This window comes from Thalassospira sp. GB04J01, from assembly GCF_000751115.1.
Classification (GTDB): Bacteria; Pseudomonadota; Alphaproteobacteria; order Rhodospirillales; family Thalassospiraceae; genus Thalassospira; species Thalassospira lucentensis.
The window spans coordinates 127,941-147,641 of sequence record NZ_CCDX020000009.1; the positions used below are offsets into that span (position 1 = coordinate 127,941).

The 19,701-nt window shown below is 49.8% G+C and carries 18 protein-coding genes and 1 pseudogene; 8 read left to right on the forward strand and 11 right to left on the reverse strand.

Features of this window, described 5'->3' with window-relative positions:
- The first annotated feature begins 340 nt into the window (after positions 1-340).
- On the forward strand, positions 341-2,011 hold the full coding sequence (locus tag AMM48_RS07820; RefSeq protein ID WP_175484486.1) for a HAMP domain-containing methyl-accepting chemotaxis protein: 1,671 nt from the start codon (positions 341-343) through the stop codon (positions 2,009-2,011).
- A 1,133-nt stretch (positions 2,012-3,144) separates the two neighbouring features.
- Here the strand turns inward: AMM48_RS07820 and AMM48_RS07825 are convergent.
- The 3 genes from AMM48_RS07825 to AMM48_RS07835 all read right to left on the reverse strand — a co-directional run bounded on the left by AMM48_RS07825 (position 3,145) and on the right by AMM48_RS07835 (position 7,620).
- Positions 3,145-5,307, reverse strand: a complete 2,163-nt coding sequence (locus AMM48_RS07825) for a dynamin family protein (protein ID WP_071240255.1) — start codon at positions 5,305-5,307, stop codon at positions 3,145-3,147.
- A 1,248-nt stretch (positions 5,308-6,555) separates the two neighbouring features.
- Complete coding sequence (locus tag AMM48_RS07830) at positions 6,556-6,984, reverse strand: hypothetical protein (protein ID WP_071240254.1); 429 nt, start codon at positions 6,982-6,984, stop codon at positions 6,556-6,558.
- Between the two features lie 267 nt (positions 6,985-7,251).
- A complete protein-coding gene (locus AMM48_RS07835; RefSeq protein ID WP_071240253.1) occupies positions 7,252-7,620 on the reverse strand; it encodes a helix-turn-helix transcriptional regulator in 369 nt (122 codons plus the stop codon).
- 172 nt (positions 7,621-7,792) lie between these two features.
- On the opposite strand from AMM48_RS07835, the gene AMM48_RS07840 reads away from it, so the two are divergent.
- From AMM48_RS07840 to AMM48_RS07865, 6 genes are all read left to right on the forward strand, one after another.
- Complete coding sequence (locus tag AMM48_RS07840; RefSeq protein ID WP_071240252.1) at positions 7,793-8,428, forward strand: thermonuclease family protein; 636 nt, start codon at positions 7,793-7,795, stop codon at positions 8,426-8,428.
- A gap of 1 nt (position 8,429) precedes the next feature.
- Positions 8,430-9,950 (forward strand): His-Xaa-Ser system radical SAM maturase HxsB, encoded by a 1,521-nt coding sequence (gene hxsB / locus AMM48_RS07845; protein WP_083379361.1) that lies wholly within the window; start codon positions 8,430-8,432, stop codon positions 9,948-9,950.
- Positions 9,950-11,140: a His-Xaa-Ser system radical SAM maturase HxsC gene (hxsC, locus tag AMM48_RS07850; RefSeq protein ID WP_071240251.1), complete on the forward strand. Its 1,191-nt coding sequence runs from the start codon at positions 9,950-9,952 to the stop codon at positions 11,138-11,140. Before hxsB ends, hxsC begins: the two co-directional genes overlap by 1 nt.
- The gene (hxsA, locus tag AMM48_RS07855) at positions 11,140-11,748 is read left to right on the forward strand and encodes a His-Xaa-Ser repeat protein HxsA (protein WP_071240250.1); all 609 of its coding nucleotides are present in this window, start codon (positions 11,140-11,142) and stop codon (positions 11,746-11,748) included. Before hxsC ends, hxsA begins: the two co-directional genes overlap by 1 nt.
- Positions 11,749-11,764: 16 nt before the next feature.
- A complete protein-coding gene (locus AMM48_RS07860) occupies positions 11,765-12,160 on the forward strand; it encodes a helix-turn-helix transcriptional regulator (RefSeq protein ID WP_071240249.1) in 396 nt (131 codons plus the stop codon).
- Between the two features lie 564 nt (positions 12,161-12,724).
- Positions 12,725-13,300, forward strand: a complete 576-nt coding sequence (locus tag AMM48_RS07865) for a hypothetical protein (protein WP_071240248.1) — start codon at positions 12,725-12,727, stop codon at positions 13,298-13,300.
- A gap of 174 nt (positions 13,301-13,474) precedes the next feature.
- On the opposite strand, the pseudogene AMM48_RS07870 reads toward AMM48_RS07865, so the two are convergent.
- From AMM48_RS07870 to AMM48_RS07885, 4 genes and pseudogenes are all read right to left on the reverse strand, one after another.
- A pseudogene (locus tag AMM48_RS07870) lies at positions 13,475-14,338 on the reverse strand (ATP-binding protein); the annotation flags it as partial.
- 118 nt (positions 14,339-14,456) lie between these two features.
- Positions 14,457-14,864, reverse strand: a complete 408-nt coding sequence (locus tag AMM48_RS07875) for a VOC family protein (RefSeq protein ID WP_102783583.1) — start codon at positions 14,862-14,864, stop codon at positions 14,457-14,459.
- Positions 14,865-14,902: 38 nt separating this feature from the next.
- Positions 14,903-15,340, reverse strand: coding sequence for an SgcJ/EcaC family oxidoreductase (locus tag AMM48_RS07880; protein ID WP_102783584.1), 438 nt, complete (start codon positions 15,338-15,340; stop codon positions 14,903-14,905).
- Between the two features lie 39 nt (positions 15,341-15,379).
- On the reverse strand, positions 15,380-15,856 hold the full coding sequence (locus AMM48_RS07885) for a VOC family protein (RefSeq protein WP_102783585.1): 477 nt from the start codon (positions 15,854-15,856) through the stop codon (positions 15,380-15,382).
- Positions 15,857-15,976: 120 nt separating this feature from the next.
- Between AMM48_RS07885 and AMM48_RS07890 the strand changes: the two genes are divergently transcribed.
- Positions 15,977-16,468: a MarR family winged helix-turn-helix transcriptional regulator gene (locus AMM48_RS07890; protein ID WP_102783586.1), complete on the forward strand. Its 492-nt coding sequence runs from the start codon at positions 15,977-15,979 to the stop codon at positions 16,466-16,468.
- Between the two features lie 12 nt (positions 16,469-16,480).
- Here AMM48_RS07890 and AMM48_RS07895 read toward each other — a convergent pair whose 3' ends face one another.
- From AMM48_RS07895 to AMM48_RS07910, 4 genes are all read right to left on the reverse strand, one after another.
- Positions 16,481-16,975, reverse strand: coding sequence for a GNAT family N-acetyltransferase (locus AMM48_RS07895; protein ID WP_181951558.1), 495 nt, complete (start codon positions 16,973-16,975; stop codon positions 16,481-16,483).
- Positions 16,976-17,091: 116 nt separating this feature from the next.
- Entirely contained in the window at positions 17,092-17,325 is a 234-nt protein-coding gene (locus AMM48_RS07900) for a hypothetical protein (protein ID WP_022733669.1), read from the reverse strand.
- 87 nt (positions 17,326-17,412) lie between these two features.
- The gene (locus AMM48_RS07905; RefSeq protein WP_102783587.1) at positions 17,413-18,054 is read right to left on the reverse strand and encodes a glutathione S-transferase; all 642 of its coding nucleotides are present in this window, start codon (positions 18,052-18,054) and stop codon (positions 17,413-17,415) included.
- Between the two features lie 44 nt (positions 18,055-18,098).
- On the reverse strand, positions 18,099-19,604 hold the full coding sequence (locus AMM48_RS07910; protein WP_102783588.1) for an alkaline phosphatase D family protein: 1,506 nt from the start codon (positions 19,602-19,604) through the stop codon (positions 18,099-18,101).
- Between the last annotated feature and the right edge of the window lie 97 nt (positions 19,605-19,701).

The following is a 19,701-nucleotide window of genomic DNA, read 5'->3' on the forward strand; positions in this document are numbered from 1 at the left end:
TTTCCCAAGATTGGACTTTTTACCGGCAGCTTTATGCTGCGGAGCTCATGGTCACTACATTTTACCGGTCCCGTTTCGTCTATAGTTATCCCAGTGCTGCATCGCGACTGTCGATTAGGGTAAGCGTCGCGGTTAGTTTTGTGCGTAGCGGATTACTCGCGTGCGCATGTCTATTTTCAGCCTCAGGAGATGTTTATCCTGGCTGACGCGACTTCATTTACTGAAATAAAACGACATAACATCTTCGATCTCTAATAATAAAGGGGCCAGTGACACAACTGCGCTTAGAATAACAATTGGAAGCAGCAACCAGCGAATGCTGGCCGTTCGGAGGAAAGCGATGACTCACCTAATGCGTAACTTAAAAATCTCGACAAAAGTTTTCGGAGGCTTTGCGCTCATCTTGTTGCTTTTGGCAACCGTTGCCGTGTTGGGTGTCGTTTCCATGAGTAGTGTGGGAACAGACTTTACGCGTTACAGAGAAGTTGTTCTCCAATCAAATCAAGCGGTCCGTGTGCAGGAAAAGCTGTTGGAGGCACGGGTGGCAGTTAAAGATTATCTATTAAGCAATAGTCCTGAAGATGCCCAAATAGTACTTGATATGCTCGATACGACTAAGCTGTTGAATCAAGAACTAGGGTCTTTACTGTCCGAAGGAAACCGAAAAGAGGCCTCGAGAGTTGTTTCAGATAACTTGACAGCATATTCTGAAGCTTTTGAAGAAATCGTTTCGCTCTCGGTTTTTGATCCAGTACGTGGCGATTTGGTTTCCAATGAGTTAGAGCGTATCGGGCCGATTGTTGCCAGTGAGTTAGAAGACCTCAAGCTTGATGTGAAAGCAGAGCAAGATGAGATCGGCCCGCGCGCTGCTGCTGCATCTAAAAGATCTGTTTTGATCAGCGAGATACTAGCGGGTGCTGCAATCATCATTGGTGTAATTTTCGCGTGGTTAACTGGGAGGGGCATCTCTCAACCTATCGTGCAAATTACTGAAGTGATGAAAAAGTTAGCTGCGGGGGACAAAGAAGCAACTGTTCCAGGTGAGCATCGTGGAGATGAAATTGGAGAAATGTCTCAAGCAGTATTGGTGTTCAAAGAAAACATGATTCGTGCTGATCAGCTTGCCGCGAAAGAAGCTGAAGCGCTAAAATTAAGAGAAAAACGAGCCGAGAAGATAAGCGAACTTACCGCCGGGTTTGACAGTGAAATGGCTTTTGTACTCAAAGCCCTCGTAACTGCGGCCAAGGAAATGCAATCGACTGCGACTGGAATGACCAATACTGCAGAAGAGACAAGCCGGCAAGCTGGGATAGTTGCGACAGCGGCTGAACAGGCCTCGACTAACGTTCAAACAGTAGCGAGTGCAACTGAAGAGTTAAGCGCTTCGATAAGCGAAATAAATCAACAGGTGGGGCAGTCATCCACGGTTGCAGCTCGAGCTGTTGTAAATGCGGAAGAAACGAATGTCCGGGTACGTGGGTTGGCGGATGCAGCGCAAAAGATTGGTGACGTTGTTGGACTGATTAGCGATATTGCAGAGAAAACTAACCTTCTTGCTCTAAATGCGACGATTGAGGCTGCTCGCGCTGGTGACGCGGGTAAGGGTTTCGCTGTGGTGGCTGCAGAAGTCAAGAACTTGGCGACAGCGACATCAAAAGCAACTGATGAGATTACTGCGCAGGTTTTAAATATCCAAAGTGAGACTGATGGTGCGGTTGAGGCAATCGCTGCAATCTCTTCCACTATCTCGGAGATTAGTGAAGTTTCGGCAGCAATTGCAAGCGCTGTTGAGCAACAGGGAGCTGCTACACTCGAGATCACTCGCAACGTCCAAGAAGCCGCTGGGGGCACCTCTGAAGTTACTAGTAGTGTTGTTAGTGTGAATGAAGCTGCGGTTTCGACTGGTGAGGCCGCTGAACAAGTGTTAGATGCTTCAGGCAGTTTATTACATGAAACCGACAAATTACGTGAGAAAGTGCAAGAATTCCTGAGTTCTGTTCGAGCGGTCTAGCTGTCAAACATCCTTTCGAAGTGTCAGAGTTGAAATAATATTTGTCTTTTTAATATCAGTTGCTTCTGTTTCATTTTTCTCTGAATCTTGGCTTCAATATCACCCGTTGACGCCGATGTGTGACCCGGTTCATGTGCGTGACTTACAAAGACAATCATTGGGCCGCTTTAGCCTAGTCCCGTGGGCAAACCCAGACTGCAATTGAAGTTGGGTTTCCTGCATTGCAGCTTGATCCTTTCAAGCTTGCCAGGGGGGGCGAATAGAACGGGCATGTAGCTGGCTTTCTGAGGTACTAGGTCGCCTCCCCCCTTTGTTAATTCAAGGGCATGACCTAACGGAGTCCGTGAAGTCCAGATCGAGTATGGTCGTGATCAGCGGTTGCCATTGAAGGATACCTGAATCGTAAGCAGAATTAGCTCGCGCTGTGCATGTTGTTGGGCATTGAGGCTGCCTGTGTCGCACCATTTATCTACATCACAATCCCTAGTATCTGCATTGGTGGAGTGCAACTTGTTCACAATTACAACACCTATTTAAGTGCATCAGACAAAATAACAGAGAGTCGAAAAGTTCCTGGAGCACGGTACGGCTATGGTGTGCGAAGAAAGTATGTGCCTGTGTGCCATACCTTCTTTTTTTGACTTGTCGAAAATTGTCAGCTTTTCTGTCAATCATGCAGCTTTTTGTCAGCTTATGTGACAATCTGTGCCAACTTATCTGGCAATCGAAAATGCTAAGGCATTGATTTCCCGTGAAGTCGAATGTCACATTTTGTGGCACCTGACACACCAAAATGGACGGAATTCACTGTCACGAACCAATGTAGGGTTTGGTCGCGTTGTTCAGCTCGGCAAGGGCTTTCTGTTCCTCAGCAACCCCTTAGTCCAATGTATGCCGTAAGTCTGATCGGTGCCGACAAAACTTACGTCGATTGATTGCAACAGCCAAACGTTCGCCTCCATCAAATCAAGCTGAAATACTAGAGGTGGGCCCCAACATAGTTAATTGATGGCATCCGCAAAAACCCTTTGCTATCCAATGGATTCGGCCACAAGACAGCAAAGGGTTGAAGGCATTCCACTACGCCTGATTAGTGTCTAAATGCGATATATCGTCGGTCCGACACGGGAAACCTAGATGGTCTTTCTCCACGGAATTCCGCCGAAAAAATCCCGCATTTCGTCTAAGGAGCCGATCATTCGGCTTAGTTCCTTAGGGTCGGTTTCGTTTACAAGGCTGCGAAGACTTTTTAGCCTACTCTTGTAGGCACTCTCCGTCTCCTTGATTCCCTCGTCGAATCCGCTTCTCGTCTCTTCCCAGAATTCGTCGGACTGTCGGACCAACGCCCCGATGAAATCTCTCTGGCTCAACTCTTTAGCAATTTTTTTTGCCAGTCGTCTTTGCCAAGATGCTCCGAACAACGCATAGCCCGCTAGTCCTGCCAAAAGCCCTAATCCAACCATTATTGTAATTGGCCCGCCAATAGATGCGACAAAACTGACTGCGGTTGCTGTACCGCCAACACTAATGCCAATACTGGATAGAAAGCTCACAACGCTTGGAACCAAAAGGTATCCACCAAGGTTACTACCGGCAGTCACGGCTGCAACCCAAGCGGATAGAGCACCGTATGTTCCCACACTAGCTAAAGCTCCTAAGAAAACACCTTGCGCATTAAACGGCAACGCTATTTTTCCAACCCCCAGTTCTGTCGACGAATAAGTTGCAAGTACTTCATTTACTTCCGCCGCAAGTTCTCGAGACCGGATATTCAAAACTTCGTGAAACTTACCTTTGACATGGTCAATTAGATAGGTCCCAGCCAACTCTTGAGCTTCCTTGCGATCCTCGTAGCGTTTGCAAATAACGTCTTCGATGTTCTTAGCCGTTATCAGTGACGCCAACTCTGTCGTAACGTAGTCACGGGTAGCCCGCTTGCTCAGATCAATCACGCTGTGTATACGCTTGATCTGCCCTTGAATTCGTTTCTGTCGCTCAGGTTCTGCCGACTCCAGTTTAAGAAGATCGCTTTGCGCCGCCTCCCGGTGCTCCAAAGCGTCCGTTAATTTTTTCAGCCAGTCACTGCAGTATGATTTGGCGGAAGTCTTCAAGTCTAGAACCCAGTTATCCATGCGACTGTAGACATAGTTTGGAAAAGTGCTACCGAGCAACTCGGAGAGATCTCCCTCGAAACCTTCCCTACGAGAAGGCTGCTCAACCAAATAGGAGAAAAACCTCTCTCGAAACTCATCCAAGGTTGGCGCTTGCCTACCCATTGAAGCTGCTCGTTTCTCCAGTGCTTCAAAAAGGTGCTTAAAAGCACGTCCTGATGACTTCCTAATGATTTCCGCAACTTCTTTCGGCGCTTGATGCGCCCAGGTTGCGAGAAAATACATGTTCTGTAAGGTTGAAGCTGAGTCATTCTCTTGCTGTACGGGGGGGAGCTGCTCGAGCAAAGCGCTTATATAGTGCAGATCATTCTGATCCAAAAACCCCTGGGCCGTCGAGACATAAACCAAAATGTCAGCAATACTGTGCGCGATCTCTGCGTTGTTGTGGTCATCCTGCGAGTTTCCATAACCTGGTAAATCAATAAGGTCACAACCCAAAAGGAAAGGAGTATCGATATAGACCAATGCAACCGAGCACTTTTCCACGTCTTTTTTTGGGTTCTCGCGGTGAGTGCCATAATCTCTCAGAGTATCGAAGCTACCGGCAACCAGCCGATGTTTGAAGCAATGCTCCTGATCATCCGCAAGATTCAGATCAAAGCCCTTCTTCATTATCCAAACGTCTTCTTTGAACCAAGTAGGACGATCGTTGATGTGACGGATCAAGTACAACATCGATGTAACGGGCTGATAGCCAGTGTGTAGGTAATCTCCTCCCATTAAGGTATTAGCTAACCTGGACTTTCCTTGGTCGAAACGCCCGCAAAACGCTAGACGAGGCTTCCGGCCAATCGCACGAGCTTGGGCGATCAACACATCAGGGTTAGGAGCATCATAGAATTTTGCTTCGTCCAACCGGTTAGGTGCTGATTGAGCATAGCGGCTCATCAGCTGAATCTGCGTGGTCAGGCTATCGTATGGATTACCATATTCCACAGGAATCTTCGAAGAGGTCTGACCACAAACCTTAATCCAAGCTAGATAAATGGATAGGGGAACGTTGTCCTGATCTTGCTCAAAGCGAGATACTGCGCTTTGCGAAATCCCGAGTTTTTCGGCGAGTTCTCCTTGGCTAAGTCCTGCGCTATTTCGAATGTTAAATAGATTGATTACTTCACCGTCCATCATCTGCTCCCTTTAAACTCAAGAACGCTCATAGCACCATGAGGGCTAACCTGACACAGGACCTTGATTATATCAACTTGATTTATGCATTATTCGGGTAAATATGTTAAAAAAATTCAGAATTTGTTTTTTTACCGTTTTATGCAGGCCGCTAGTTCATAAAACTGCATGTTGGATGCTCCGCATAAACCTCATCAGCGAGGATGAGGTTGATCTATATTTAAGTATTATTCGCAGATGACTAGAGTGGTGTTCGCACATTTAATTACCCATTCGCATATTAAAGTATACTTTACATCAATATGACCCAAGCGCACATCCAAGCCGATTGTTTTCATATAAGTATAAAATGTTTACCAGTTCTTTTGGGACACTTCTTCATAATGGCTCCAGATCGTATCGCATTCATCGCAAAGCTTGAGAATTTTTCCAGTCTTCTTCACGCGAACCAGAATCACATGCCCCTGGCCATTACATTTAGGACATTCAAGAATTTTCACTCTCACTTTACCGGATACGCAGTGGTTATATTTCGTGTCAATTGACCAGTACTTTTATCGAAATCGACAACAACTCTGACAGTCGTTTCACCATTGTGCCAATGATACGCCCCATCGGAACATCGAATGCCCCGAGATCATTAGGAATTAAAGAAAAAGTCGACTTCCCCCTTTTTCTGCTCAGATGCAGGTATCATGCGTCATAGATGATAATCGCCTTGTAGCTCTCCCAAATGGTGAGCAAGGCTTCCTCAATACATCGCAAAATACAATATATAGTATTTTGAAACCACATAAACACTATATGTTGAATTGCATGTAACCTCGCTGTCATGTTTGAGAGCTTCTCAACAAAACATTTTGCGATATATCCCCGCCATCACATCCACACCCAAGGTTGTGTGCTGTGCTGATCTGGGCATATCGCCCGTTTCGCTTCAATGGAGGGAAAATGTGATGCACAACCAATCTGATCTAGAGACACTTCTCAAGCAAGCCCTTAAACAGGCTCTCAAAGACCGCCGATACTTCTATGTTTCCTGTTATCTGAAACCTGCGCTTGAAACACTGCAAGAGCAGAAAGAAGCGAAAAAGGCGTCCTGATACAAGGTTGTGACATCGAGCAAACACGGACTGCCCGGCACACTGCCGGGCAGTTGCTATGAGGGATGATCATCCCCAAACACTAACGCATCAAACTTGATATATTAAATGGTGTTCTCGGGTTTAACGCGTCAACTTTGATATATTACGTTGCGCGTTTAGTTGCAGACTGGCCGCCCACAGACTCATTGTCAGATATTTTGTCATCCAACAGATTCCGCAAAACCTGGTCGCTCAGATGCAGCACGTTGGTATTTGCCTTAAGGAAGTCTTGCCACTCATTTATAGAGATGCCGTGATGAGTGATGAAACTCTGTATCAGCGATTTAGACAATTCTCCTGCAAAGCGCTGCAAGTGACCAACATACCTGTCGGGAATGGTCTGTTGGCGGATGATGGAAACAAGCCCATCTGAAGTTAGAATATTAGGGAACGGCCCGTTCATGGTTGCTTGGATTACCCGATTAATATTCGATCGTGTTGGGCGCCGAACGGCAATTGGCTCACGTTTTACCGCAGCAAAACGCGCCATCACCTCACTTATTGAAGTTGGGGTCGACTTATAAAAGCTCATCGTTCCGCCGCCCAATGACCAAACAGAAGCAATCACTGCTCATTTGCGCGCATATTATACCATTTCGGGCAGAATCACACCACGTCTCCGGCGATAACTGAACCACAAAGCGAGCTTCAGGTTTGTGGAAACAAACTGCGCCTGTTGGCAATCGCATTGTCGGATGGTGGGGCTATTGCTTTCGCTGAGAGGCATTGGAACGAGCAGGCTCGCAAGAGTATCAATTTCTGATCCATTCAGGATTCTGGTTATAGCGTCCGTTCACCATCACTTATCATCAAATACCGGGCCCGTATCACTAAAGCCTGTCCAAACAGGCACTTCAGTTTTGGCACGAACACGCTGACGATCTGCAATCGGTTTCGCGCGCCGCGGCGACAAGGGGCTGTCGCGCGGTTCTGGAATATAGGCTGCCATCGCATCGGTCAATTTCATAGCATTGAGAACGCGCAGGAATGTGTCGAGCGTCGCTCCCTTGCCGTTGAGCAATCGACTGAGGGTTGGGACAGATATGCCTGCCTCGTCGGCCAGTTCCTGCTGGGTGAGTTCCAGATGAATGCGATATCGATTCAAACGATCTGTAATATCCTGATTAATCTGATGAATAGAGGCGATCTGATAGTCCAGTTCAGACATGATCCGGTTTCCTGTGTCAGTTTGATCACGCACCAGCATAGGACATAATGTGGTATCCATCCCTCGAACGCTATTCAAAGGTATATAACCCTTCTCTTCCGAGTATCTTTCTAAAATCAAATTTCTTTCATATACTGAAATTTCGGCAAAGAAATCGTCGGGGGGAAGAGTCATGCCGTACTGGATGCGGAGCGCCTTGATTTGCTCAACCCTTTCCGTTGCCAGCTGCCAAACAATTGATGATGTCAGCCACCAAATGGAAGGTTTTCTGGTTTTGCTTACCGGCCAGAAGCAAGCTGAGGGTCCGGTTGATCAAAGTCCTCAGGTTTCTGGTTTCTCACCTGCGCCAAATAATCCGGGAAAACTTACAGGCAGGCTCATCGCCAACGACATTCACAGTGGCGACAGCTTTACACTGGAAGGCATCAAGATTGCTTTGTTTGGAATTGACGCTCTTGAGTCGATGCAGAGCTGTAGCAAAGGGCATGAAACGATCGCTTGCGGTGAAATTGCCCGAAACGCCCTGATTGGGTTCACGGCCGGCGAACCGATAACCTGTCTTCCTGACTATTTTGTATCATCGGCAACAACATGGGTCAGTCAGTGCGCTATTCGTAACTTCAGCCTGTCTCTGGCCATGGTTAAAGTCGGGCTTGCGACAACATCTGTCGATCAAAACCAGATTTTGACGGATTGGCAAGAAACCGCCCGGCAAGAGAAGCGGGGAATGTGGGGAATGGGCGCCGAGACACCCGCGACCTGGCGCTCAATGCATCCGACAGCGGTCTTTTCTCCGGGTGGGAGCTAAAATGTCACTTCAGAAAAGGGCCGTTGAATTTTCCCCCGAAAGTGCGTTCAGCTCACAAACACCTGGTTACGAGTTGCTGCCGTTTCGCACACGAAAGCTCTCGCAAAATGGGCATATCCTAATCACCTCCAGCGTTGGCGATTACCAGCTCGTATCGCCAGTTGAATATGCCTCGCTCGTCAATCATGAGCTCCCGAAAGACTCAGAGCTTTTCAAAAACCTGCGTAGCCGTCACATCGTGTGCGACAGCAATCATGGTCCGCTCTTTGATGCCATTGAAGCTCAGACACGGACACGCAAACACCACGTAACTCAGGCCCCCGAACTCCACATCTTTGTTCTCACTCTGAGATGCGACCATCGGTGTCTTTATTGTCAAATCACGCCTCAGAAACTATCGGCCTGCGGGTTTGATATGAGTTGGTCAACAGCGCGTCTGGCATTGGATCGGGTTTTTGAAAGCACCGCAAATGTACTGACCATCGAATTTCAAGGTGGCGAGGCAGCACTTAGCTTTGACTTGTTGTGCCGGATCGTCCATGCGGCAGAAGAACGGAGCGAACGCGAACAGCGCGCAGTCCGTTTCGTCATGACGACCACGCTTCATCTGCTGGATACAAAGCAGTTGGACTTTTGTCGCGCTCACAGCATTGAGCTCTCGACATCGCTCGATGGCCCGGACTTCGTGCATAATGCCAACCGCCCCAATGCAACCCGTGACTCCTGGCGGCGCACAATTGATGCCATTAAAAATGCCGGGGAAATCTGTGGCCAAGAACATATTTCTGCCCTGACAACGGTCAGTCGGTTCAGTTTGCCCCATGCCCGGGCGATTATTGACACCTATGTCGAAGCGGGCCTTGAGACCATTTCACTACGCCCAATCAGTCCATTTGGTTTTGCGGTCAAATCGGCCAGCAAGCTCGGCTACAGCACAACCGAATTCATGAAGTTCTACAGGGAAGCTATTGCGTATCTGATTGAACTCAACCTTCAGGGTGTTCGACTGGAAGAAACCTATGCTTCCTTGCTTCTCACACGCATTTTGACACCGTTTCCAACCAGCTATGTCGACTTGCAGTCACCAGCAGCCGCTGGGCGTAACGTCTTGGTCTATAACTATGATGGCGGGGTCTATGTGTCGGATGAAGCTCGCATGCTCGCTGAAATGGGTGATGATCGGTTCCGCATGGGAGACGTAAATCAGGAACTCGCACGCCTGCAGAAATCACCAGCGATGCAGATCATAAATAACCATGGCGTTGCCGAGGAACTCTCAGGATGCTGCGACTGCGCATTTGTTCCCTATTGTGGTGCAGACCCTGTGTTTCATGTGGCGACACAGGGCGATCCGGAAGGAGACCGAACAACCAGCGAATTCTGTCAGCGACAAACGGCCTATTTTGAACTGTTCTTTGATTATATTTCACAGAATGACCCTGACATCATGTCCGTATTTATGTCCTGGATTACTCGCAAGCCACTCTCCGACCTCGTGTCAACTCGGCAAGAGGCAGGTTAATGCTGCCTCTTTACACACAAGCCAACATTAACCACCTGCGCGGCGCGCGGGTTTTAAAGATCGTTGATATTGAGGAAGCACGCCAGGCAAGGTTTCCTGCGGAAAAGTCACTCATTTGGCTCGATCAACCAGTCACAGACCTTGCGCTCGAGCAGTTTGCGGGTGCGGTTATCGCAACTTCACGCCCGGTTCAGGATATTTCTGGAATCACCATTGAAAACCCCAAGACCGAAGATGTGATTGCCCCAGGTGATGTGATCAGGGTCCAGGAGGGTAGCTCTCGCATCTCCGTCTTCTATCGACGGGGTTCGAACAGCAATACTCTGATGGCAACAGAACGCTGCAACAGCTTTTGTGTGATGTGCTCGCAGCCACCACGTGAAGTCGATGATCACTGGTTTGTCCAGCAGATGCTCGACACCATCCCACTGATTGATCAGAGCGAGAAAATGCTCGGTCTGAGTGGCGGTGAACCGACATTGCTGGGCGATGATCTCGCCGTCGTTTTGCACCAGGCACGCAGTCACTTACCAGAAACAGTGCTGCATATTCTGAGCAATGGGCGTCGATTTTCTGATCCCGTATTCTGTCGGATGATTGCCGCTGTAAACCATCCCCATATTCAATGGGGTATCCCGCTGTATTCCGATGATCCTGGTCAACATGATTACATTGTTCAGTCCCACGGCGCCTGGCATGAGACCGTTGAAGGGCTCTATAATCTCGCACGTGCCAATGCGAGCATCGAAATACGGGTCGTCGTGCAGAAAAGTAACGTAGATCGACTATCCGAGCTTGCGCGTTTTATTTTTCACAATCTGAGTTTTGTCGATCATATAGCATTCATGGCGCTGGAGCCTATGGGGTTTGCGCGCACCAACCACAATGATGTGTGGATTGATCCGATTGATTGTCAGGAGCAGCTATTCGAAGCCGTTTCTTATCTCGCAGACCGCGGGATGAATCCCAGTCTTTACAACTTTCCATTATGCACAGTCTCACCTGCATTATGGGACTTTTCACGGCAAAGCATTTCAGACTGGAAGAACGTGTATCTTCCTGAGTGCGAAGAGTGCGCGGAGAAGAGTAATTGTTGCGGATTTTTCCGGACGATTGATCCAGGTTGGACCAGTAGATCCATCCACCCAATCGAAAAGTCACCTCACCCCGAGTTTGAGGAAGCCGAATAATGTCCAAATGGCAAAAGAAACTGACTGCAATTCTCTCCTGGCCATCCGTTGTCGCTGGTAGTGCATTCTCCGGATCAACTGCCGGTGCAGCAGTCATCGATAATGACTATTGGTCCAATCAAGATGTGAACAGAAAGCCTGTTTTACTGCCCAATACCTTGAACAGTACCTCGCAAGATCTGTTTGCCGGACACCGAAGCCATCGTTCTCACTCAAGTCACCGCAGTCATAGTTCTCATTCCAGTCACCGATCCAGTTCAGGATATCGCTACACACCGCCAGCCACTACGGCACCCAGTTATTCAGCACCGGCCCCGTCCTATGTTGCACCAACGCCAACTGCTCCAAGTGCTCGGAGTTCGACCCTCGTCCCACCAAATACAGGTTCATCAATCATTTCAAAGCCATCTTCTCAAGAGCTCTCGATGATGGTTGTCCGTGTTCAGGCAGCACTGATGCGCCTTGGATACTACAATGGAGATATTGATGGACTTCTTGGCCCAATGACACGTGAAGCGATCACAAACTTTCAATCGGATCGTTCACTTGGAAAAACTGGTCGCATGGATATTGATACCCTTACCGCACTCGGAATCTCGGTACAATAACCCCATGATTCGCCGGATGGGAAGTTTTGACGGACCACATATTATTGATTTACATGTGGCGCAACGTGTCAAAATGTTACGCATTGTCTTGGGGATCAAACAAGCCGAATTAGCGGCTGCTTTAAACGTGTCCCCCCAACAAATGCAGAAATATGAAACCGGAAGCGACCGGCTCAAGTCTGGCCATTTGCTGTCACTTTCAAATATTCTCGGCGTGGAAATTGACTTCTTTTTCGAGGATATTCCTCAAATAGTCAGCGACATGTCTAGATTGGAGCGAGCACAATCAATACCAACTGAGCTGAAATCGCATGATGGTGCCAGCTCCAATGCTATGTTCATGTTTGCGCATGCCATAGCGAAACTCGACGCTGACGCGATCAAAAAATTGCTCCGGCAATCAATTTCCTAATATGACTAATTTCATTCAAAGCTCATAACATCGTCATAAATTTAAATCAAAACGATGCGGTACCCTTGGCCATGGATTACACCTTCAGAAATAATAAATAATGTTTGTCGAATGCTGGCGCGTGAGCATGGCTCCCACTTAAGCCTTCGGCAGGTCGAGGTGGAAGCTCGTGCAAGGACAGGCCGATCCCGGAGAAATACTCTGTATGCAACTTTTACCGAGAGACTAGGATAGTTTGGAAATACTCGGGAACCCGGCAGTAAAACTAGCCCTTGGAGCCTAAGTCAAAGCTGGATACGTAAAATCTATAAAACTGAATGTTCAAAATACGTGAAAAAACAAGCGTTCCTGTGGTGTCTTGATTCCTAAAGAATTTGAAATCAGGAAAAAATTCCTAACCAATTACCTGCTAGTTCTTATTCCGAACACCTTACCCTCCATAATAAAATTCTATACTATGTCGGTTGCTCTTTGACAATTTTTCAGAGGGCATTTTGCTAAGACGACACACACGAAGTCCTTACTCGTGCCTGAAGGCATGTGCCAAACGTGGGTGTTACTCTGATGCAAATTAAAAACTTATCCATCAAGTTACTAGCAGCATCGCATGCACACGCGCGACCGCGGTTTGCAACGCAGATCGCTATTGCCTTGATCTCCTTAGCTGATAATGACGGTGTGGTCAGGGCTACACGTCACGAAATAGCGGCACTAGTTGACCGCAGTGATTACAATTTAAAACTCAACGGTAAGCGGCGCCTTACGAAAATTTCGAGCGACTACAGAAAACTCGAAATGTTGATCGCCAAAGCCAACAAGGCTTATCTCTCAGGAACAATCAGCGGATCGCAACTTGAAGTATTAATTGAACTACTCAATCGTCAGTTTTTCAAGGCAGCAAGATCTCCGACACTTGCTAACGTATCACACGTCATTTCTTACTTCAGAGAATGTGGTTTAGTGGAGATACAGTACCGCGACAAAGGAGGGGTCTTACATGACACCACCTCTCGTGGCAGAGTTGCGCAGTACAAGCTGATTGATCCTCCCAAAACTGACGAAGACCAATCTGTAAGAGACTATCTTGACTTAAAAGATAGTAACCTCTTGAAAGCAATTTTCGATGCTAACGACGATTGAAGCAGCGAGAAGGGATTTCATAAAAAAAGTACAGGGAGTCTCATAATCAAAAAATATTATACTCTACATCAAACCCTAAATGTGTTTTTTAAAACACTCAGGCACTTGATTTATCTGTGATAAGTAAGAGAGCACTCGCTAATAATCTGAGTCTCATTTCTAAAGAATTTTCCCACCGGGTTTGACCCGATGGCCACCACCAACCAGTGCAGGCATCGATGCAGAATGGTGTGGTTGCCTGAACGGCCGTGTGCGGATCAACCCACCTTCGGGCAGCAATCCCGAAACCGAATGAATGACCGTGGTTTCAAGTGCTTGTCTTGCATCCAGATCGGGTAAAATACCCGGAAGACGCGCGGCGAGCATGGATTTCCCCGATCCGGGCGGACCACTCATCAATAAATTATGGCCCCCGGCAGCGGCGATTTCGAGTGCGCGTTTGGCACTTTCCTGTCCCTTGATGTCACGCAGGTCCGAAACCGGACCAGCCGGGGCGACATTGGCAATGGCGCGCGGCCGGGCCAGAATTTGTGTGCCTTTGAAATGATTGATCAGGCTGACAAGGCTCTTGGGCGCAAGTATCTCAAGATCACCGGCCCAAAGCGCCTCTGCCCCGTTATCACACGGGCAGATCACGCCAAATTCCTGCATGCTGGCTTCCATGGCGGCCGGCAAAACCCCGCCGACACTGGTGATGCTGCCATCAAGGCCAAGCTCGCCGAGGGCTAAAAACCGGGCGATATCCTCATGGCCGATGACATCCATCTCAGCCAGAAGCCCCAATGCAATCGGAAGATCGAAATGCGACCCTTCTTTGAGCAAATCGGCCGGGGCGAGGTTAATCGTGATGCGCTTGGGTGGTAAGGCTAGCCCCATGCTTGATAAGGCGGATCGCACCCGTTCGCGGGCCTCGGACACGGCTTTATCAGGCAATCCAACAACCGAAAACGCCGGCAGGCCACTTGCCATTTGCACCTGAACATCAACAGCAATCGTTTCAATCCCGGCAAAGGCAACCGTTGTAACCCGCGCTGTCATGTTGGCTGATCCCCATAACCCCTAGTTGCATCACTGTGACGGGAAATGGGGATCAAGGCAACATATCGTTGGGTGACAGGGGCTTAATGGTCAACTTACCCCCGAAACTTACGACCGACTATTCTGGCGCGTAGTCGGTATTAACCATCCATGGTGTGCCGAATTTGTCATTCACCAGTCCAAACCCCTTTGACCAGAAGGTTTCCTCGAACGGCATAACGATGGTGCCACCCTCGGCCAGCTTGTCAAAAAGCTGTTTGCCCTCCGCCGCATCGGGGAAATGCACGGAAATATTCATGCCCTGCATCGCGGTAAAATGCTCCGGCGGGCAATCGGATGCCATGATGTGCCAGCCATCCCCCATCAAACAGGCATGGGCAATTTTATCGGCAAAATCGGGCATGTCCTTGCTCATCGGCGTATCGCCAAACGGCATGGCGATCAGTTCGCCACCCAGAACGGATTTGTAAAACTCCATCGCCGGGCGGCAATTTCCATCAAAGTTGAGGTAGCTGATAACTTTCATTGGGGCATTCCTTTGTTACATCAATTGGCGGCGTTAAATTATGGTTCCAACCCGAACTGGGCGGCACCGTTGTCAAAATCAAAAGGCACGGAAAAATGTTCATGGGCGATGCGCCATTGGTTAGCCTGCTTTTCAAGGTGGTAGCTGGCCCGCATCCAGCTTGCCTGCTCGGTCCCGTCCTCTTGGCGCATGCCACAGCGGATCAAAAACCGGGCAACACCCAGATGGCCTGACACCCGGATGACCGGTGTTTGCATTTCAACGACCATTTCTGCGTCCTTGGGCAGGCATTTTTCCCAATGGGCGCGGTATTCCGTCATCCCGTTAAATTGCAACGGCCCGACCGCGTCATAGGAACAGAGATCGGGGCTATAAAGTGCCAAGATCGCATCAATATCCTTGGTGCGGTTGGCCTCTGCCCAGCGGGCAAAGACATCGGCGATGGCGGCTTGGTCCTGTGATTGTTTGTCAGTCATCGGACATATCCTTCAATTGGTGGCACGAGGGATCGGCAATCAGCCTGCCTGAACAGCCCGTTCCAACGCCGCGATATCAATCTTTTGCATGGTCATCATTGCTGTCGCCGCCCGTGCAGCAACATCCGGGTCAGAATCGGTCATCAACTCGATCAGGCGGGTTGGGGTAATCTGCCAGAAAACGCCAAAACGGTCCCTGATCCAGCCGCAATCGCGCGGCTCCCCGCCTTCGGACAAACAGTCCCAGTAATAATCGACCTCTGCCTGATCCTTGCAATCGACCACAAAGGAAACGGCTTCGGTGAATTTGAAGTCGGTTGGGAAATTAAACGCGGTAAATTTCCGACCAAAAAGTTCAAAACCAATGGTCAGAACACTGCCTTCCGGGCCGGGACCCGCTTTGCTTGCGCGCATGGTCTTGCCAATCGTTGCCTCGGCAAACACAGACGTATAAAAATTGACGGCATCTTCGGCACAGCCATTAAACCATAGAAACGGACTAATTTTTTGCTGCATGGGGCATCCTCCTTGCCACAGAACAAATGGCACCTGATCAAAACGGTCAAACCGGCTGGTTGATGAGTGTTTTATTGTATTCCCGTTTGACAAATACGTTGATATCAACATAATAATCTCATGTCAAAAAAAGATTTCAACCGCAGCGATAGACCCGTACCATTTGCCGATACCTTGATGGTGCGGGACTCGTGCCTGTGCCTGCATGTGCGCCGGGCGGCACGCACCATTGCACGTCGATTTGACGATGCGTTTCGCCCGTTTGACCTGACCAGCGGGCAATATTCGCTGTTGATGTCGTTGAACCGGCCATATCCACCGCATATGAAGGATGTCGCCGACCTTCTGGCGATGGATCGCACCACATTGACCGCCAACCTCAAACCGCTTGAACGGCGCGGTCTGGTGGCAATTAATCCCGACCCAAAAGATAAAAGGGGCCGTTTGCTAACACTGACCGAGGATGGCTTGGCCCTTCTCGCACGTGCCTTTCCCGTCTGGGAAAAAACCCAGCGAGACCTTGAAGGACTGGTGGCCCATTCCGATCCAAAACAACTGTTGGCGGATCTGATCAGTCTGTCTCAGGAACCAAAGCAGGAATTGGAAAAATAGGTTTCCACCGTCTTACGCGGTTTCAAGCCGATATTTAAGGAACGCTTTCCCGTCGTGGTCCACCGGACCAACAAAACGGGCACCAATGCGCCGCAAGGCTCCCAGTTTCGTGCGCGATGGCGGCAGCAGAAAGGTGACAAAGGGAATGCGCGGGTCGGACCGGGCAAAGGCAAGCGCCTTGCGCGTAATCACCATGCCCAGCCCAAAGCAACCAGGCCGCAGCACCAATCCGAAATCCCATTCATCGCCTTCTTTTTGAAACCCGCCCCATCCGGCGTAATTCCCGTCATGCAGGATCGCCCAATGACCCAGCCCGTCGCGCTGCCAACACGCATCCTTGGCAGACCTGAACCGGACGTAATCATCATCACCCCACACCCCGGTCAAAAGCGGCATGTGAACACCCATCCGGGGATCAGACATATGGGAAATCACCACATCAGGGGCGATATCACCAAGCGATACAAAGTCAATCGCATCGCCTGAAATCGCAGATCGGCGCATCATGGGGCTGGTCCAGTCAATCATCAAAAAAGGCGCAAAAGACACCTGCCTATTGCGCCGTTCCCTGATTGATCTGTCAATTGTCCGAACGATCACGCCCGATCACAATCGGTCAGACCCTATTCGTCCGATGTGCTACCATCACGCGGCGGCAGGAATTCCTTGCGGCACGGAACAGCTTCTTCGTTGACCACGGTCCAGCCGAAATTGCGAAACTTGCCAAAGCTTTCTTTTTTCATCGTGATGCCGCTTTCCTTGTGCTTACGCACTTCGCGGGGATCTTCGCCGTCAATCTTGTCGGCACGGATCCAGGCCCGTTCACGCATTCCTTTGGTGATCGTCGGTTCGGTCATACAGGCTCTTTTCATCAATTAAGTTGGCAAACCACATCATAACGCAATTTGGCTTGGTTCGCGATGGCTTTAACCGATGCGCAGGCGTCAATCAATTGACTTCGGGTCGGTGTCATGGAGCAGGTGAAAAACAGTCTCGGTAAACGCTTCACGTTCGGACATGATCGCCATCCAGTCGCGTACCCGCACCGGAATGTCAAACCGCCGGTCCGGCCAGCGGAAATCAATATAATACAGCCCCACCAGAACCGAATAGGTGCCCAGATGCGCATCTTCGGTCCGCAAAGACGCCAACCCGTCTAAAATCGCATCAATGCTGCTTTGAATAGCCTGCGCCTGTCGCTCCATTACGAATTCGGAACGATCATCTTCGGGGCGCTGGGCATCAGCAAACAACCGTCCCGTCGCCGCCATCATGCCATCGGCAAGTCCTTGCCATTTCAATGCATTCAGCCGGGCGATACCGTCCTGCGGGATGATGCCATCCGACGCCCCAGAAGCACGCGCAACCTGATCAAGGTAATCACAAATCACCGCAGACTCATAAACCGCCATGCCATCGGGCAGGATCAACGTCGGGACCTTGGCCAAAGGATTGTGTGCGCGAAGCGCATCATCGGTCCATGGATCAATCAGGATTTCACGCACCTGTTTTTCCAGACCCAATTCACGCAAAGCCACGCGCACCTTGCGCGAAAACGGTGATGTTGGCGCATAATAAAGCTGCATCGTCAAAGCCCCTTGCCGTGATCTGCCCTGATTCGGGCGTCCTCCTAGACCTTAAGGTCCGGTGTCCAGCCAATCCCTTCGAGATGCCATTTCGCACCCCAGTTTTTATCTTTGCGGGTCAGTGTAAGGTAATTTCGCGCCGCACAATAGACACCTTTACGATCGGGCAGCGGTTTTAACTTTGTCGGGCGTTCGGGCAACGGATGATCACCGATCCAGGCCAGCAATCCCAATGCGCGCGCAAAGGCCTTGGGCGGGGCGGTATGGGAAATGCCCGATGCCACCAGTTGATGGATGGTTTTGCCCATGGTTTCAAAAGTGCCCCGCGTGGCGACATGAATTTCACCCGACACGATCGTGATCTCGTGATCATGATCGTTGGCAATACGTTCAAGCAGTTCAAGGAACCGGCACCATTCGCGGCGATGCCAACGGCTTTGCCACTGATCACGCAGGTCATCTTCGTATTTCTGGGCACTGGGCATCATATGCAGGAAAAATTCCACCAGCGACAAACGCGGACCAATCACCGGCACACTCGACATCAGCAAAATGCGATTGCCTTCGGGAATGCTTTCAAGGGCCGGGGCAATATCGCGCCAGCCATGATCGCCCATGATGACTTCCGGGGTCCGTTCAGACCGCAAATCTGGCGCGATCACGGTCATCCCGGGGAAATCAACCTTCCACGCAAGGCTTTTGCCCGACCGGTCAAGCACCATGTCGGGCAGGCGATCGGGCTCGGTGTCGGGCAGACCATCAGACAGGCCATCTGGCCGTCCATCGGCACTGGTGCCAAGCTGCATCAAACAAAATGCCTCACGTGCGCAGGCAAACATACCGCGCGCCACCGCTGCCCCTTGGAACCATTTCTTGTGACTGCCCCAGCCATCAAAAATGTCATGGTCATCCCACATCATAAGCGACGGTACTCGGGCCAGCATGTGGCTGATCTGCGGCTGATCATAGATCGTCAGATAATAATCAAGATAGAATTTCAAGACCGCATCGCGCATCTCGTCGGAAAAGGCGGTTTTAAGCTTTTGCCCACGCCGCGCTTTTTTCCATGCCCGGATATCGGCGTGGCATTGCCAAACCCCATCGGCATAAATCTGATCCCCACCATGCAGCAAAAGCGAAAAGGGCCGCTTTGCATGCTGATCGGCAAGGTCACTCCAAAGCGCATTGCGATCTTCAAGCGGGCGGTCAAGATCACCGTCTTCCTGCCCGTTACACGACACAAAACCAATGTGTAAATCCGCCGTCATATCCGCGCAAACAGGGTATGTTTCGTTCTCGAAACTATAGTGAGCATCGGATGTCGCCGGCACGTCAAAATCAAACCGCCAATAAGTCCGGCCAAACAGGGTTGCCAGTTTTTCCGGCGTGACCAAGTCACGCCCCATCGCACGCAATTCCGGTACCTTGGCCCCCTCGGGCGCGACGATCAGGGCCGCGATCCGGGTTGTTGTACCATCGCTGCCACGCGCAAACAAAAACGGGCCAAACAGACCGTCACGGGAAGGTGTGGAAACCTGATTTTCTGTCATGCGGTCCTGTTACCTTGGCCAAAGATGCTCATAAATCATACGCTTGATACGGGTTTTGGTTCCAGCGTTGCCTTTTGGATGATGCAATCACACCAGA

Excerpts from the sequence above, each read along its gene's own strand:
- AMM48_RS07890 (WP_102783586.1), top strand. The coding sequence starts at position 15,977 with ATGTCAAAAAAAGATTTCAACCGCAGCGATAGACCCGTACCATTTGCC.
- hxsA (WP_071240250.1), top strand. The coding sequence starts at position 11,140 with ATGTCCAAATGGCAAAAGAAACTGACTGCAATTCTCTCCTGGCCATCC.
- AMM48_RS07860 (WP_071240249.1), top strand. The coding sequence starts at position 11,765 with ATGGGAAGTTTTGACGGACCACATATTATTGATTTACATGTGGCGCAA.
- hxsC (WP_071240251.1), top strand. The coding sequence starts at position 9,950 with ATGCTGCCTCTTTACACACAAGCCAACATTAACCACCTGCGCGGCGCG.
- AMM48_RS07900 (WP_022733669.1), bottom strand. The coding sequence starts at position 17,325 with ATGACCGAACCGACGATCACCAAAGGAATGCGTGAACGGGCCTGGATC.
- AMM48_RS07910 (WP_102783588.1), bottom strand. The coding sequence starts at position 19,604 with ATGACAGAAAATCAGGTTTCCACACCTTCCCGTGACGGTCTGTTTGGC.
- AMM48_RS07885 (WP_102783585.1), bottom strand. The coding sequence starts at position 15,856 with ATGCAGCAAAAAATTAGTCCGTTTCTATGGTTTAATGGCTGTGCCGAA.
- AMM48_RS07880 (WP_102783584.1), bottom strand. The coding sequence starts at position 15,340 with ATGACTGACAAACAATCACAGGACCAAGCCGCCATCGCCGATGTCTTT.
- AMM48_RS07835 (WP_071240253.1), bottom strand. The coding sequence starts at position 7,620 with ATGTCTGAACTGGACTATCAGATCGCCTCTATTCATCAGATTAATCAG.
- hxsB (WP_083379361.1), top strand. The coding sequence starts at position 8,430 with ATGTCACTTCAGAAAAGGGCCGTTGAATTTTCCCCCGAAAGTGCGTTC.
- AMM48_RS07905 (WP_102783587.1), bottom strand. The coding sequence starts at position 18,054 with ATGCAGCTTTATTATGCGCCAACATCACCGTTTTCGCGCAAGGTGCGC.
- AMM48_RS07865 (WP_071240248.1), top strand. The coding sequence starts at position 12,725 with ATGCAAATTAAAAACTTATCCATCAAGTTACTAGCAGCATCGCATGCA.
- AMM48_RS07895 (WP_181951558.1), bottom strand. The coding sequence starts at position 16,975 with ATGATGCGCCGATCTGCGATTTCAGGCGATGCGATTGACTTTGTATCG.
- AMM48_RS07830 (WP_071240254.1), bottom strand. The coding sequence starts at position 6,984 with ATGAGCTTTTATAAGTCGACCCCAACTTCAATAAGTGAGGTGATGGCG.
- AMM48_RS07875 (WP_102783583.1), bottom strand. The coding sequence starts at position 14,864 with ATGAAAGTTATCAGCTACCTCAACTTTGATGGAAATTGCCGCCCGGCG.
- AMM48_RS07840 (WP_071240252.1), top strand. The coding sequence starts at position 7,793 with ATGCCGTACTGGATGCGGAGCGCCTTGATTTGCTCAACCCTTTCCGTT.
- AMM48_RS07820 (WP_175484486.1), top strand. The coding sequence starts at position 341 with ATGACTCACCTAATGCGTAACTTAAAAATCTCGACAAAAGTTTTCGGA.
- AMM48_RS07825 (WP_071240255.1), bottom strand. The coding sequence starts at position 5,307 with ATGGACGGTGAAGTAATCAATCTATTTAACATTCGAAATAGCGCAGGA.